Here is a 14,830-nt window from a genome sequence, read left to right on the forward strand (position 1 = left end):
CAGCGGTCGCGGGGTCGGTCACCGGTGTCGCGGCCGTCATGGTCGCCGCGACCCAGGGGGTGGTGTGCGCCATCGTGAGGGTCACCGGCGAAGGGGCCGTCGTCGGCCGAGGGCTCACCGTGGGCGGGGGTGACGGCATCGCGGTCGCCGGAAGACGTGGGAGGGGTGGCTGAGCCGCCGTGCAGTTCGGAGGCGGTCGTGGGAGAACCTGCCACCTCCGGGGGAGTGCGCGCGTCAGGACCCTGGCCCGGCCGCTGGAGGGTCGCGGAGGCGGGCGGCTCCGGCGTGGAGCCGGAGGGCCGCTGGTCAGGGTCCGACGACGTGCTCATGGCTCAGCCCGGATCAGACGTCACCAGGCTTGGGCGCGGAAGCCTTGGAGCCGCGGCCCGAGGAGGCGGGAGCCGGAGGGGCGGCGGGAGCGGCGGCCTCGGCGGGCGCGTCGACGCGCGGGCCCACGCCCAGCTTCTCCTTGATCTTCTTCTCGATCTCGTTGGCCACGTCGGGGTGGTTGCGCAGGAAGTTACGCGCGTTCTCCTTGCCCTGGCCGAGCTGGTCGCCCTCGTAGGTGTACCAGGCGCCGGACTTGCGGACGAAGCCGTGCTCCACACCCATGTCGATGAGGCCGCCCTCACGGGAGATGCCCACGCCGTACAGGATGTCGAAGTCGGCGACGCGGAAGGGCGGCGCCATCTTGTTCTTGACGACCTTGACGCGGGTGCGGTTGCCGACCGCCTCCGTGCCGTCCTTGAGCGTCTCGATGCGCCGGATGTCGAGGCGGACCGAGGCGTAGAACTTCAGCGCCTTACCACCGGTCGTGGTCTCGGGCGAGCCGAACATGACACCGATCTTCTCGCGCAGCTGGTTGATGAAGATGGCGGTGGTGCCGGTGCTGTTGAGCGCGCCCGCGACCTTGCGCAGCGCCTGGGACATCAGACGGGCCTGGAGACCGACGTGGCTGTCGCCCATCTCGCCCTCGATCTCGGCCTTGGGCACCAGGGCGGCGACCGAGTCGATGACGATGATGTCGACGGCGCCCGAGCGGATCAGCATGTCGGCGATCTCCAGCGCCTGCTCACCCGTGTCGGGCTGGGAGACGAGCAGCGCGTCGGTGTCGACGCCGAGCTTCTTGGCGTATTCGGGGTCGAGGGCGTGCTCGGCGTCGATGAACGCGGCGATGCCGCCGGCCCGCTGGGCGTTGGCCACCGCGTGCAGCGCCACCGTGGTCTTACCGCTGGACTCGGGACCGTAGACCTCGATGATGCGGCCGCGGGGGAAACCACCGATGCCGAGCGCGACGTCGAGCGCGATCGAACCGGTCGGGACAACCTCGATGGGAGCCCTGGCGTCATCGCCGAGGCGCATGACGGAGCCCTTGCCGAACTGCCGCTCGATCTGTGCGAGGGCAGTCTCAAGGGCCTTCTCGCGGTCGTTGATAGCCATGGGAACTCCCCGGGAGGGTCGTGGTGTGGTCGGTCGAGTGAAAGCTACGCGGTGGGACCGACAATTTTCCGCCGGACGCGCGAGGCACCGTGGCCGGCGCTTCTCATGGTAGCCGAACGGCTGTTCGATCGCGCCTCGAACACGCCGGCCACCCACCGTGCCCGGCCGACATTCCCTGACAATCCGCCGGGCCGGTTGCCATGGCCGCTGACCTGGGGAGATCCTGTTGGAAAGGTCGAGAGGCGGCGACGTGACGAGCACGTACACCGGGCAGCGGCGCACCCACCTGGAGGCGCTCGCGGCGTTGCTCCCCGGCTGCGGGCTCGTGGGGCGCATGATCGGCGGCGACGACCCGGTGCTGTGGGTGTGGCATCCGCGCACGGGCCGTCAGACCATCATCTTCGCGACCCCGTCCGCCGCCGCGTGGGTCTTCCTGTGGTCGCCGGGCGGCCAGGGCCACGCCGACGATCCCGCCGGTACGGCGGAGGCGCTCCACACCTGCCTGACCGACGAGTGACCCGGACCGGGTACGGCAAGCGCGAGCCGGAGAAGCGCCCCCGACCGGTACGGCACAAGCCGAGAACCCGCACCTCTACGGCCCGCGCGACCCAGCCGAGCGACCCCCACCGCTACGGCACGCGCGAGCCGCCCGGCGGACACCGCACGCGCCTGTCACCCGACGAACGAGGCCCGCAGGCCCGCCACGGTGTTCGCAGGCCGTCGGCCGCGGCCCGGTCGAGCGCTCCCGTGAGCGGGCCTCCGGTGAAGACCACGAGCCGCGGCCCCGCCGTACAGCACGAGCAGGTGTGCACCGTTCCTCCCCGGCGGTCAGCGCAGCTTGCCGTCGACGTTCTCCACCTGGCACACCGCGCGCCAGACGTCCTTGGCGCTCTCGCCCTGGGCCAGTGCCTGCTCGACCGTGCGCCCGCCCAGCGGGGCGAGCACGTAGTCCCTGGCCCACGACTCGGCGTAGACGTCGCCGAAGTGGGCCCGCATCCTTCTCCAGAACTCGGTCAGACGCATGCTCCCCAGTATGGAACCCGCCCCGCACTGGGTAGGACAGACCGTATGGCGAAATCCTCCAAAGCGGCTCCCAAGCCGTCAATCGATGCCAGGTCACATCGGGAGCGACGCCGCGCCCTGCTCCTGCAGCAGCGGCTCGCCGTACAGAAGGAGAAGGCCGAGCGCGCCGAGCGGCACGCCGGTCTGAGGGCCGAACCCCGTGAGGGTGCGCCGCGCACCCGCAGGGCGTCACGGAGGTAGCGGCTACAGCACGCGCGAGCCGTACATCTCCCCCAGATGGTCGGCGAGCAGTTCCAGTCGGGCGCCGTCGGGGTCCCTGAAATAGATGGAGGCGCCGCTCTCGATCTGGTGCGGCACGCCGGCCATCTCCAGCTTGCCGCGCAACCGTTCCCACGTCGCGGGGTCCACGGAGATCGCGATGTGGTGCAGCCCGCCCAGGACCTCCTGGTACGGCCCCAGGTCGAGCCCGGGGAAGTCGAAGAACGCCAGCAGGTTGCCGTTGCCGATGTCGAAGAAGAAGTGGTTGGAACCCTTGTAGTCGCGGTTCTCGAAGATCTCCGTGAGGGGGAACTCCAGGAGCTCCTGGTAGAACCGGACCGTCCGCTCCACGTCGGAGGACAGCAGTGCGAAGTGGTGCAGACCGCGCGCGCTGCTCGATGGACGGTGCGGGAGGAGGTACTGCCGCTTGATACGCTCGCGATCAGCCTCGATGGCTGCGTAATCGATGGTCACGTCGCTTCACCTCTCCCGCTCTATGTCCCCGGGATCGGCGCCTCAATCGCGCATCGTGGCCACAATCTCCTTCACGATCTCCATCGTGGTGCCGGGATGCAGGAAAGCGAAACGCGCGACGGTCTCGCCCTCCCAGCCGGTGGGGGTGACGAATCCGATCTGCCCGGCCAGCAGCCGCTCTGACCACGTGTAGTAGTCCTGGGCGGTCCATCCAGGACGCCGGAAGAGCACGGCGGACAACTCGGGCTCGCGGATGAGCTCCAGGTGGTCGCTCTCCCTGATCAGCTCGGCGGTCTCTCTCGCCAGGGCGAGCCCGCGCTCGACGGCCTCGGTGTAGGCGTCGGTCCCGTTGACCGCGAGCGAGAACCACAGCGGCAGCCCGCGGGCGCGCCTGGTCAGGTGGTAGGCGTAGTCCGTGGGGTTCCACTCGCCGCCGTCGGTGTGCAGGACGTCCAGGTAGGAGGCGTCCTGCGTGTGTACGGCACGCGCCAGGTTGGGGTTGCGGTAGATGAGCGCGGCGCAGTCGAACGGGGCGAACAGCCACTTGTGCGGGTCGACGACGAACGAGTCGGCGTGCTCGATGCCCTCGTAGCGGTGCCGGACGGAAGGGGCGAACAGCCCGGCGCCGCCGTACGCGCCGTCGACGTGGAACCACAGCCCGCGCTCGCGGGCCACCTCCGCGACGCCCTTGAGGTCGTCGACGATGCCCGCGTTCGTGGTGCCGGCGGTGGCGACCACGCCGATGACGTTCTCCTGCCCTTCGAGCGCCTTCCGCAGGGACGCGCCTGTGAGGCGGTGGTCCTCGGAGGGCACGACGAGCGCCTCGACGCCGATGATGCGCAGCGTGTTGGCGATCGAGGAGTGGGCCTGGTCGCTCACGGCGATCTTCGCGTTCGGCACGCCGGCCGTGTCCCTGGCCACGACGAGAGCCGACAGGTTGGCGGCGCTGCCGCCGGAGACGAAGCAGCCGCCCGCCGTGCCGGGCAGGCCCGCGTAGTCGGCGATCAACCGCAGGACCTGGTTCTCCGCCGCGATGGCGCCGGAGGCCTCCAGCCAGCTGATGCCCTGCAGCGAGGCGCAGGAGACCACCATGTCGAACAGCAGCGCCGCCTTGGTGGGGGCGGCGGGGATGAAGGACAGGAACCGGGTGCTGTCCGCGGAGATGACCGCGCGGGAGAGCTGCTGGTCGTAGACGTCCAGCACCTTGGCGGGGTCGGCGCCCTCCTTGGTGATCAGCCCGGCGAGCGCGGCGTCCAGCTTGCCCTTCTCACCCGGGTGGTCCAGGGGAACCGGGTCGAGGGCGAGGCGCTGCCTCATGTAGTCGAAGACCAGGGTGGTGAGGCGCTCGTCGTAGCTATGCACGCATGCAGTATGGGGATAAAACCGAAAAAAAGGGAAATAGCAGACGAAGATCTACCAAACCGGTTGGCCGGTACGGCCCGGCTCGTTTTGTCGGTGCCGGAAGGCACCATGGTGGAGTGAGCTTCCTCGACCACTTCAGCAGGGTGACCCGCGAATGGTTCACCGGGGCCTTCGCGGCTCCCACGCCTGCCCAGCTGGGGGCGTGGGAGTCCATCGCGCGCGGCGACAACACGCTGGTCGTCGCGCCCACCGGGTCCGGCAAGACGCTGGCGGCCTTCCTCTGGTCGCTCGACAGGCTCGCCGCCCGGCCGCCGGCCCAGGAGGGCAAGCGGACCTGCAGGGTGCTCTACGTGTCGCCGCTCAAGGCGCTGGCCGTCGACGTGGAGCGCAACCTGCGGGCGCCACTCGCCGGGCTGCGGCAGACGGCGCGGCGCCTGGGCCTGGCCGTACCCGAGATCTCGGTGGCGATCCGCTCGGGCGACACCTCGGCGGAGGACCGCAGGCGGTTCGCCGCCAAGCCGTCCGACATCCTCATCACCACGCCCGAGTCGCTGTTCCTGCTGCTCACCAGCCAGGCCCGAGAGGCGCTGCGGGGTGTCGAGACGGTGATCGTCGACGAGGTGCACGCGGTGGCGGCCACCAAGCGCGGCGCGCACCTGGCGCTCAGCCTGGAGCGGCTCGACTCCCTCCTCGAACGGCCCGCCCAGCGCGTCGGGCTGTCGGCCACCGTGCGGCCGGTCAGCGAGGTGGCCGCCTTCCTCGGCGGCGCCCGCCCCGCAGCCGTGGTGCAGCCGCCCTCGGACAAGCGCATCGAGGTGGAGGTCGTCGTCCCGATCGAGGACATGACCGAGCTCGACGCGCGGCCGGTGTCCGACCCCGACGCGTTCGTGCAGGAGCCCGCGCGCAGGTCGATCTGGCCGCACGTGGAGGATCGCCTGTTCGACCTGATCGAGGCCCACAGCTCGACGATCGTCTTCGCCAACTCCCGGCGGCTGGCCGAGCGCCTGTGCACGCGGCTCAACGAGCTGGCCTACGAGCGGGAGCGGGGCGGCGACGACATGATCGACCTGTCGATCTGGGAGAGCGGGCCCGAGCCGCCCGGATCCACGCCGGCGGCCTTGCCGGCGCCCGCGGAGATGATGGCCCAGGCAGGCGCGAGCAAGGGCGCGGTGCCCGAGATCGTGCGGGCCCACCACGGATCGGTGTCCAAGGAGGAACGCTCGCAGATCGAGGAGGCGCTCAAGTCGGGCCGGCTGCCCGCGGTGGTCGCCACCTCCAGCCTGGAACTCGGCATCGACATGGGCGCGGTCGACCTGGTGGCCTGCGTCGAGGCGCCGCCCAGCGTGGCCAGCGGCCTGCAGCGGATCGGCAGGGCGGGCCACCAGGTGGGCGCGGTCTCCAAGGGCGTGATCTTCCCCAAGTACCGCGGCGACCTGATCCAGACGGCCGTCGTGGCCGAACGGATGCGCAGCGGCCAGATCGAGGAGCTGCGCTACCCGCGCAACCCGCTCGACGTGCTGGCCCAGCAGATCGTGGCCATGACCGCGCTCGACGACTGGACCGTCGACGAGCTCGAAGAGGTGGTCAAGCGGGCCGCGCCGTACTCCACGCTGCCGCGGAGCGCGCTGGAGGCGACGCTCGACATGCTCGCGGGCCGCTACCCGAGCGAGGAGTTCGCCGAGCTGCGTCCACGGCTGGTGTGGGACAGGGTGACCGGCGTGCTGCAGGGCCGCCCCGGCGCCCAGCGGCTCGCGGTGACCAACGGCGGCACCATCCCCGACCGCGGGCTGTTCGGGGTGTTCCTGGTCGGCGAGAAGGGCTCCAGGGTCGGCGAGCTCGACGAGGAGATGGTCTACGAGTCACGGGCCGGTGACGTGTTCGTGCTGGGCGCGACCTCGTGGCGGATCGAGGACATCACGGCCGACAGGGTGCTGGTCTCGCCGGCGCCCGGCCAGCCGGGCAAGCTGCCGTTCTGGCACGGCGACACCCCCGGGCGTCCGGCCGAGCTGGGCAGGGCCATCGGGGCGTTCCTGCGGGAGCTGAACTCCGGCCTCGGTCCTTCCTCCGGTACGGCGGGCACGAGCGGCGCGGCCGACGCGCTGAACGACGGCCTGGCCGAGCGGATGCGGGCGGCGGGCCTCGACGAGTGGGCGGCGGGCAACCTGCTGGCCTACCTGCAGGAACAGCGCGAGGCGACGGGCTACGTGCCCGACGACCGCACGCTGCTGGTCGAGCGCTTCCACGACGAGCTGGGCGACTGGCGCGTGGTGATCCACTCCCCCTACGGCGCGCGCGTCCACGCCCCCTGGGCGCTGGCCGTCAACCGGAGGCTGCGCGAGCGCTACGGCGTCGACGTGCAGGCCGTCCACTCCGACGACGGCATCGTGCTGCGCATCCCCGACACGCTCGCCGAACCGCCGAGCGACGTGGCCGCCTTCGACGCCGACGAGATCGAGCAGATCGTCACCGAGGAGCTGGGCGGCTCGGCGCTGTTCGCCTCCCGGTTCAGGGAGTGCGCGGGGCGGTCGCTGCTGCTGCCCCGGCGGACACCGGGAAAGCGCACCCCGCTGTGGCAGCAGCGCCAGCGGGCCGCCCACCTGCTGGGCGTGGCCGCGCAGTACGCGAGCTTCCCCGTGGTGCTGGAGACGATGCGGGAGTGCCTGCAGGACGTCTTCGACGTGCCGGGGCTGGTCCAGCTCATGCGCGACATCGCGGCACGGCGGGTGCGGGTGGTGGAGGTGGAGACCTCGCAGGCCTCGCCGTTCGCGGCCTCGTTGCTGTTCCACTACATCGGCGCGTTCATGTACGAGGGCGACGCGCCGCTGGCCGAGCGGAGGGCGCAGGCCCTCGCGCTCGACACCACGCTGCTGGCCGAACTGCTCGGCCAGGCAGACCTGCGCGAGCTGCTCGACCCCGACGTGATCGCCGACGCCGAGCGGGAGCTGGCCAGGCTCGACAGGCCGCTGCGCGACGCCGAGGACCTCGCCGACCTGCTGCGTTCACACGGTCCGCTGCTGGCGGCCGACGTGAGCGTGCGCGGCGGCGACCCGGCGTGGCTGGCCGAGCTCGAACGCGGCCGGCGGGCGATCAGCGTCCGGATCGCCGGTGAGGAGCAGTGGGCGGCGATCGAGGACGCCGCCAGGCTGCGCGACGCGCTGGGCGCGCCCCTGCCGGTGGGCGTGCCGCACGCCTTCCTCGAGCCGGTCGCCGACCCGCTCGGCGACCTTGTGGCCAGGCACGCGCGCACCCGCACGCCGTTCCACGCCGGGGCGGCGGCGGCCAGGTTCGGGCTCGGCGTCGCGGTGATCAGCGACGCGCTGCGCAGGCTGGCGGCCCAGGGGCGGGTGGTGAGCGGCGAGTTCCGGCCGGGCGGACGCGGCGAGGAGTGGTGCGACGCCGGCGTCCTGCGGATGCTCAGGCGCAGGTCCCTGGCGCGGCTGCGCAAGGAGGTCGAACCGGTGCCGCCGGAGACGCTCGCGCTGTTCGCGCCGAGCTGGCACGGTGTCTCCGGCCGTCCCGCGGGGCGGGCCGCGGGCGGCGCCATCGGCGCGGCCAGATCGATGGACTCCCTGGTCAACGCGATCGAACAGCTCCAGGGCGCGGCGGTGCCCGCCTCCTCGCTGGAGACACTGGTGCTGCCCTCGCGGGTGCCCGGCTACCATCCCGCGCTGCTCGACGAGCTCACCTCCTCGGGCGAGGTGATCTGGGCCGGGCAGGGGGCGCTGCCGGGCGGCGACGGCTGGGTGTCGCTCTACTTCGCCGACACCGCCCCGCTGCTGCTGCCCCCGCCTGCCGAGATCACCATGACGCCGTTGCACGAGAAGGTGCTCGAGGTGCTCGACGGCGGCGGGGCGCTGTTCTTCCGCGGGCTGTCCGATCGCGTGGGCTCGCTCGACGACCTCGCGCTCACCACCGCGCTGTGGGACCTGGTCTGGTCCGGCCGGGTGTCCGGTGACACGCTGGCTCCGCTCCGGGCGACGCTCGGCTCGGGACGGCCCGCCCACCGGCCCGCGACCACCCGGCGGCGGCGGGCGGTGCTCCCGTCGAGGAGCGGATCGCCGCTGGTGGGCGGCAGGTGGTGGCTGCTGCCCTCGCCGTCGCCCGACGCCACGCAGCGGGCGCACGCGCAGGCGGAGGCCCTGCTCGAACGCCACGGCGTGGTCACGCGCGGTGCGGTGATGGCCGAACGGCTGCCCGGCGGGTTCGCGGCGGTGTACCAGGTGTTGCGGGCGTTCGAGGAGAGCGGGCGCTGCCGTCGGGGTTACTTCGTGGAAGGGCTCGGCGGGGCGCAGTTCGCCCTGCCGGGGGCCGTCGACCGGATGCGCGCCCTGGCGCCTGACTCATCCGGCGGTGTCGCCGGTGACGCCTCTGGTGGCTTCTCGGGCGGGACCGGGCTCTCGGATGGCGCCTCCGGCCGGCGCGGCGCGGAGGCGGGACAGCGCGCGGTGGTGCTGGCGGCGGCCGACCCCGCCAACCCGTACGGCGCGGCGCTCCCCTGGCCCACGCGTCCTGGTGACGTCGGGCACAAGCCGGGTCGCAAGGCGGGCGCGCTGGTGGTGCTCGTCGACGGGCACCTGGTGCTGTACGTCGAGCGGGGCGGCAAGACGCTGCTGTCGTTCGCCGACGACGGGCGGCTGCAGCCAGCGGTCGACGCGTTGGCGCTGGCCGTACGGGACGGGGCGCTCGGCAAGCTCACGGTGGAGCGGGCCGACGGTGAGTCGATCAACGACTCGCCGCTGGCGGCGGCTCTGGAGGCGGCGGGCTTCCACCCCACCCCCCGCGGCCTCCGCCTCCGCGCCTGACCCCCGGAGGAGCCGCCCACCAGCCACCGGAGGAGCGGCCCACCAGCCATCGGAGGAGCCGCCCATCGACCACCGGAAGAGCGGCCCACCAGCCACCAGAGGAGCCGCCCATCGGCCGCCGAAGGAGCCGTCCATCGACCACCGGAGGAGCCGTCCGTCGGCCGCTGGGGTTCGGGTGACCGCCCTGCACGTGAACACCTCCGGACCGGCGTTCCGCAGCGGGCCGTCCGGAGCAGCGGCCACACCGGCTGGCCGCCGGCCCCCGTACCTGGCCACCGGTCCCCGGAACCACCGGTCACTTCGGCTCCCGTCGATCGGCAGCCACTGTGCACGGGGGCTTGGCGGGCGCCGCACGCGCGTACGGCCCCTTCCCCTTCCTGGGCGACGGCGGTCATGAGGCGAGGAAGTCGAAATGGAAGCCGATGATGAAGAGCACCGCGGCCACCACTCGCGCGGGATGAGCTGGTCGAGCCCGGTCCAGCAGGAAGGCGGTCCCGCGCAGGAGAGGCACGCACAAACCACAGATCAACGCCCACGGGAGCCAGAAGCACACGGCCGTCAGCACGTACGCGAACGCTTCCGGGACGTGGACGAATCCGGCCGCGATCGCCTCCGAGCCGGTGGCTCGTCCTGTCACCTGGAACGCCAGGGCGGCCGCTCCCCACAGCGCGAGGAACAGGCCCATGGCGATCAACGGCCAGTGACCGGGCACCCCGGGAAGATCCGGTACCGGCTGGCCCTGTTGTTCCATGAACGCCAACGAGACAGCCAGAAGGCCCGCCACGGGAAGGCTGAGAACGAGGATCGCCACGATGACGGCCAGCACCGCCCTGCCTACCTGCCGCGCCCGTGACCAGGAGATCCCCGTCAAGCGCCGGCCGAATCCGCGCAGCGCCTCCGGGCCCACAAGATCGAGGACGACCGTCAGCGCGGCGAGGAACTGTGACGCTTTTCCCACTCGTCCCCACAGGAACAGGGGCCAGCCCCACAGCGTCACCCCGGTGAGTTGCCGACCGTCGAGCCAGCGCATCCATAAGTCCCAGAGTTCCGCCATGAACGCATCATGCGGCGCCGGCTCGGTCGCGTCACGCGACCGCTTCTCCTGGACGAGCTGGGCGCGGCGCCGATCCCGCCCGACCAGGCGCTCAACCGGGGCAAGAGCCTCGACCGGACGGCCAGGCCCCGAGGCTCGTCGACGGGTAGGCGGCGGCCTCTGGGGCTCGCCGTTCGCGGAGATCCGGTCCTGCTCGCTCCGGCGGAGCGGCTACGGTGATCTTCATGGTGTGGACAGCGGCGGAGATTCCCGATCTGTCGGGTAAGACGGCGATCGTGACGGGTGCCAGCAGCGGCCTCGGCATGATCACGGCGGGCGAGCTGGCGAGGCGTGGTGCCACCACCGTGCTGGCCTGCAGGGACACGGCGAAGGGCGAGAGCGCGCGCAAACGGATGCTCCGGGCCGCTCCCAGGGGTTCGATCGAGGTCCGGCGGCTGGACCTGGCCGACCTGTCGTCGGTGCGGGAGTTCGCGGCGGGCATCACCAGCGGCGTCGACATCCTGGTGAACAACGCGGGCGTGATGGCGCTGCCGTACCGGAAGACGGCCGACGGTTTCGAGATGCAGTTCGGCACCAACCATCTCGGGCACTTCGCGCTGACCGGGCTGCTGCTGCCGCGGCTGCGCGGCGCCAGGGTGGTGACGGTCAGCAGCCTGGCGCACGTGGCGGCGCGCATGAGGTTCGACGACCTCAACGGCGAGCTGGGCTACCACAAGTGGCTGGCGTACGGGCAGTCGAAGCTGGCCAACCTGCTGTTCGCCCATGAGCTGCAGCGCCGCGCGAACGGCCACCTGACCAGCGTGGCGGCGCATCCGGGTTACGCCTCCACGAACCTCCAGACGGCGGGTCCGCGCATGGCCGGCAACCGCTTCATGGAGCTGGGCCAGACGGTCACCAATGCGGTCTTCGCGCAGAGCGCGGGGCGGGGAGCGCTACCGCTGCTCTTCGCGGCGACGGTGGCGGACCTGCCCGGTGGGAGCTTCGTGGGGCCTGGCGGTCCGTTCGAGGTGTGGGGCTATCCCACGATCGTGGACTCCTCGCCGGCGTCGAAGGACCGGAAGGCTGCGGCGAGGTTGTGGGAGATCTCCGAAGAGTTGACGGATGTTCGCTTCGCGATGAACGGGTAGGGCACACCGCCCGCATGGGCGAGCTTGCGGTGGTGTGCGGCAGGCTCGAGCTCGGGCCGGCGGCCACAACGAGGTCCGGCGGGTCGGCGCGATCAGCGGCGCGGTGAAGCGGCTGGCGTGCACGCCGTTCACCGGCACGATCGGGATCGAACGGGCGGCGGCCGCGAGGGTTCTGATGCCGGTCCCTGTGCCCGAGCCTGGCGGATGGGCTCAGGCGTCGCAGGGCAGCGCGCGCGCACGCCCGGCAGGGTCAGACGCAGGAGCGGGCTCAGGCGTCGCAGGGCAGCGCGCGCCGCACGCCCGGCGAGGTCAGGCGACGGGAGTGGGTTCAGGCGTCGTGGGGCAGCGCGCGCCGCACGCCCGGCGGGGTCAGGCGCGGGAGCGGATTCAGGCGTCGTGGGGCAGCGCGCGCCGCACGCCCGCCGCGAGCCAGATCGTGGCCAGCGCCGCGTACACGGCCAGCAACGCCGTCGTCGCCGAGGCGAACGCCACCGCCGCGACGACGGCCAGGACGAGCAGCGCCGTCCAGCCGTACAGCAGCCCCCTGCCGGCGGCGGAGCCGGTGTGCACGGCCTCCTGCACGGGAGTGGCCAGGGCCATGACCGCCACCCCCGCGGTGCCCACCGCGCCGAGGCCGGCCACCACCCCCAGTGTGAGCAGCGCCGCACCAGCCGCGACCAGCCCGCAGCAGGCCACCGCCACCCGTGCCTCGACCCCCTCGAACAGCAGGCTGGTGGCCTTGGCGCGGGCCAGGCGCAGCGTCGTCCACGACTCGGCCACCCACGCCGCCCAGTGCAGCACCGCGATGAGGATGAACACCACGATCAGCGGCGGCACGGCGGGCAGCAGGAACGCCAGCCGCCCGCCCCGGAAGTTGCCTCGCAGCCTGGCGAGCAGCCGGTAGAGCGGATTGCGCTCCTTCAACGCCTGCACCAGCAGCTCTCGCGCCTGGCCGAAGCCCGGGTCGAGCCGCAGCACCTCGCGGAAGGCGGTGGCGGCCGTCCCCGGATCCTTGAAGGCCAGCGCCATCCTGCCGTAGGCGAGGTGCGCGGTGGCGCTCTCCGGATCCAGATGTACGGCACGCGCCGCCGCCGCCCTGGCCGGCTCGGCCTGCCCGAGCATGGTGAGCGCGACGGCCAGCAGGCTGGCCAGGTCGGCGTCGTCGGGGTCGATCGCCATTCCCCGGCTCGCCGCCTCCGCCGCCCCCTGCCACTCGCCCCGCAGCAGATGCGTCCTGGCCAGCAGCTCCCAGGTCGGCGCGTGCTGCGGCTCCAGCGCCAGCGACGCGTTGACCGCTGCGAACGCCTGGTCGGGACGGCCGGCGCGCTGGTGCACCTGGCCGGCCACGTAATGGGGGAACCAGTGGTCCGGCGCCAGCCGTACCGCCTCGTGCGCCTCCGCCACCGCCTCGGCCACGCCGCCCTGCTGGATGAGCGCGAGCGCCAGGAAGGCGTGCGCGGTCGTGTCGTGCGGCTCCCGCGCGAGCACACCGCGCAGCTCCCGTTCGGCGTCGGCGGGCCGGCGCAGCTCCAGCAGCGTCCGTGCCCGGTCGAGCGAACCGGTGACCGTCACCACTTCCCCTTGACCCACGGCATCAGCTCGTCCCACGCGCCCGAGTCGTTGGCGTGCAGCACGTAGTTGCGCGCGGTCGCCATCCACTCGCGGACCGCCGTCGGCCGCACGCTCCCCGCGGCGGCCAGCAGGTCCGGCGTCGACAGCGGCAGCGGCCGGCCCGCGCTGATCGACTGCTGGAGCTTGGCCTCGACCGCCCGGTCGACGACACCCTTCAGGTCCGCGCCGACGCAATGCTCGGTCGCCCGCGCCACCGCGTCGAAGTCCATCTCGGCCAGCGGCTTGTCGCGGCACAGGATGCGCAGGATGGCCGCCCGTGCCGCCGCGTCGGGCGGCGGCACGAACACCGGCTGGTCGAGCCGGCCCGGACGGCGGAAGGCCACGTCCACGTACCAGGGGGCGTTCGTCGCCGCCAGCACCAGGACACCCTCGTTGGCGTGCTGGTCCACGCCGTCCAGCTCCGCCAGGAACTGGTTGACCAGCTGCCGCGCGTGCGCCTGCCGCATGTCGGAGCGGCGGGCCGCCAGCGCGTCGACCTCGTCGAAGAACAGCACGCACGGCCGGTTACGGCGGGCCAGGTCGAAGGTGGCGCGCAGGTTGCGCTCGCTCGACCCCACGTACATGTCGAGGATGTCGGCCAGGCCCACGTTGACGAACGAGGCGCCGAGCTCACCGGCGGCGGCCCTGGCCAGGTGGGTCTTGCCGGCTCCCGGCGGGCCGTACAGCAGGACACCGCCGCCGGCGCGCTTGCCGTACGCGGCGAACAGCTCGGGCTGCTGGATCGGCAGCAGCAGCTTGATCCGCAGCGCCTCCTTGACCGACTCCATGCCGGCCACGTCCGCGAAGGACGTGGCGGAGCGCTCCACCTCGGCACTGGTCTCCGGCGCCTGTTGGTAGCCCTGACCCTGCTGGTAGCCCTGACCCTGCTGGTAGCCCTGACCCTGCTGGTAGCCCTGACCCTGCTGGTAGCCCTGACCCTGCTGGTAGCCCTGACCCTGCGGGTAGGCAGGGGGTTGTTCCTGGTAGGCCGGGCTCTGCTGGTAGGTGGGAACCTGCTGGTAGGCCGGTTGCTGGTGCTGGTAGCCCTGGCCGGGCGCCGGGTACGACGGGTGCCCCTGGTGTCCCTGGCGTCCCTGGTAAGGCTGGTACGGCTGCTGCGGCGCCGGGTATGACGGGGCCGGCGCGGCGGGGACCGCGAGCTTGGCGGCGAGTTCGGGGTCGCCGACGGACGGGTCGCGGGAGACCGCCTCGTGGTAGCGCCTGGCCGCCGCGGGCACATCGCCCTCGCCGAGCAGCGCCCGCGCGGCCAGCACCCCCAGCCTGGGGGGATAGCCGGGTACGGCGAGCAGCTGGTCGAGCGCCGCCAGCGCGGGACCGTGGTTGCTCTGCCTGACGAACGCCTCCGCCAGTCCGGCGATGATGTCCGGGTTGCCGGGCGCGAGCACGAGCGCGGCACGGAATTCGGCTTCGGCCTCGGCGAGGTACCCCTTGTCCAGCAGCTGGCCGGCCAGGTGCTGGCGCAGGGGGAGGTTGTCGGGTGACAGACGCGCCGCCTCACGGAGCGCCTGGAGGCCTGCGTCGGGCACGAGCCATTCCCTTCTGTCGCAGGAGTATCAATCCACCACAAATACGCAACATACCGAAATGGAGCGACATGGCGGCCCGAAAAGCGGCCGGGCGCGGAGGGAAGGAGGCCCTCGCCGCCCCCGTCGACAGCG

General features: G+C 72.4%; 11 protein-coding genes. 4 read left to right on the top strand and 7 right to left on the bottom strand.

Translation table 11 applies throughout. The features are described from left to right. Positions 1-342 precede the first annotated feature (342 nt). Positions 343-1,440: a recombinase RecA gene (gene recA / locus ABZX22_RS06925; RefSeq protein ID WP_354906645.1), complete on the bottom strand. Its 1,098-nt coding sequence runs from the start codon at positions 1,438-1,440 to the stop codon at positions 343-345. Between the two features lie 226 nt (positions 1,441-1,666). On the opposite strand from recA, the gene ABZX22_RS06930 reads away from it, so the two are divergent. After that, positions 1,667-1,957 (top strand): hypothetical protein, encoded by a 291-nt coding sequence (locus ABZX22_RS06930; RefSeq protein WP_354906646.1) that lies wholly within the window; start codon positions 1,667-1,669, stop codon positions 1,955-1,957. A 311-nt stretch (positions 1,958-2,268) separates the two neighbouring features. On the opposite strand, the gene ABZX22_RS06935 is transcribed toward ABZX22_RS06930, so the two are convergent. From ABZX22_RS06935 to ABZX22_RS06945, 3 genes are all read right to left on the bottom strand, one after another. Further along, positions 2,269-2,463, bottom strand: coding sequence for a DUF3046 domain-containing protein (locus ABZX22_RS06935; RefSeq protein ID WP_354906647.1), 195 nt, complete (start codon positions 2,461-2,463; stop codon positions 2,269-2,271). 243 nt (positions 2,464-2,706) lie between these two features. Further along, positions 2,707-3,195 carry a VOC family protein gene (locus ABZX22_RS06940; RefSeq protein ID WP_354906648.1) on the bottom strand — a complete coding sequence of 163 codons (489 nt, stop codon included), beginning with the start codon at positions 3,193-3,195 and terminating at the stop codon, positions 2,707-2,709. 42 nt (positions 3,196-3,237) lie between these two features. Continuing rightward, positions 3,238-4,557, bottom strand: a complete 1,320-nt coding sequence (locus ABZX22_RS06945; RefSeq protein WP_354906649.1) for an aminotransferase class I/II-fold pyridoxal phosphate-dependent enzyme — start codon at positions 4,555-4,557, stop codon at positions 3,238-3,240. A 116-nt stretch (positions 4,558-4,673) separates the two neighbouring features. Between ABZX22_RS06945 and ABZX22_RS06950 the strand changes: the two genes are divergently transcribed. Beyond that, on the top strand, positions 4,674-9,359 hold the full coding sequence (locus ABZX22_RS06950) for an ATP-dependent helicase (protein WP_354906650.1): 4,686 nt from the start codon (positions 4,674-4,676) through the stop codon (positions 9,357-9,359). Positions 9,360-9,750: 391 nt separating this feature from the next. On the opposite strand, the gene ABZX22_RS06955 is transcribed toward ABZX22_RS06950, so the two are convergent. Then, the gene (locus ABZX22_RS06955; RefSeq protein ID WP_354906651.1) at positions 9,751-10,413 is read right to left on the bottom strand and encodes a hypothetical protein; all 663 of its coding nucleotides are present in this window, start codon (positions 10,411-10,413) and stop codon (positions 9,751-9,753) included. 9 nt (positions 10,414-10,422) lie between these two features. Between ABZX22_RS06955 and ABZX22_RS06960 the strand changes: the two genes are divergently transcribed. Together ABZX22_RS06960 and ABZX22_RS06965 are read left to right on the top strand one after the other, a co-directional pair. Further along, positions 10,423-10,632: a hypothetical protein gene (locus ABZX22_RS06960; protein WP_354906652.1), complete on the top strand. Its 210-nt coding sequence runs from the start codon at positions 10,423-10,425 to the stop codon at positions 10,630-10,632. Between the two features lie 5 nt (positions 10,633-10,637). Beyond that, positions 10,638-11,540, top strand: a complete 903-nt coding sequence (locus ABZX22_RS06965) for an oxidoreductase (RefSeq protein ID WP_354906653.1) — start codon at positions 10,638-10,640, stop codon at positions 11,538-11,540. Between the two features lie 387 nt (positions 11,541-11,927). Here the strand turns inward: ABZX22_RS06965 and ABZX22_RS06970 are convergent, their stop codons facing one another. Both ABZX22_RS06970 and ABZX22_RS06975 read right to left on the bottom strand, forming a co-directional pair. After that, positions 11,928-13,112 carry a tetratricopeptide repeat protein gene (locus ABZX22_RS06970; RefSeq protein WP_354906654.1) on the bottom strand — a complete coding sequence of 395 codons (1,185 nt, stop codon included), beginning with the start codon at positions 13,110-13,112 and terminating at the stop codon, positions 11,928-11,930. Further along, on the bottom strand, positions 13,109-14,698 hold the full coding sequence (locus ABZX22_RS06975; RefSeq protein WP_354906655.1) for an ATP-binding protein: 1,590 nt from the start codon (positions 14,696-14,698) through the stop codon (positions 13,109-13,111). Before ABZX22_RS06975 ends, ABZX22_RS06970 begins: the two co-directional genes overlap by 4 nt. Positions 14,699-14,830: the final 132 nt, after the last annotated feature.

This window comes from Nonomuraea sp. NPDC003804, assembly GCF_040610675.1.
In the GTDB taxonomy this organism is placed as follows: Bacteria; Actinomycetota; Actinomycetes; order Streptosporangiales; family Streptosporangiaceae; genus Nonomuraea.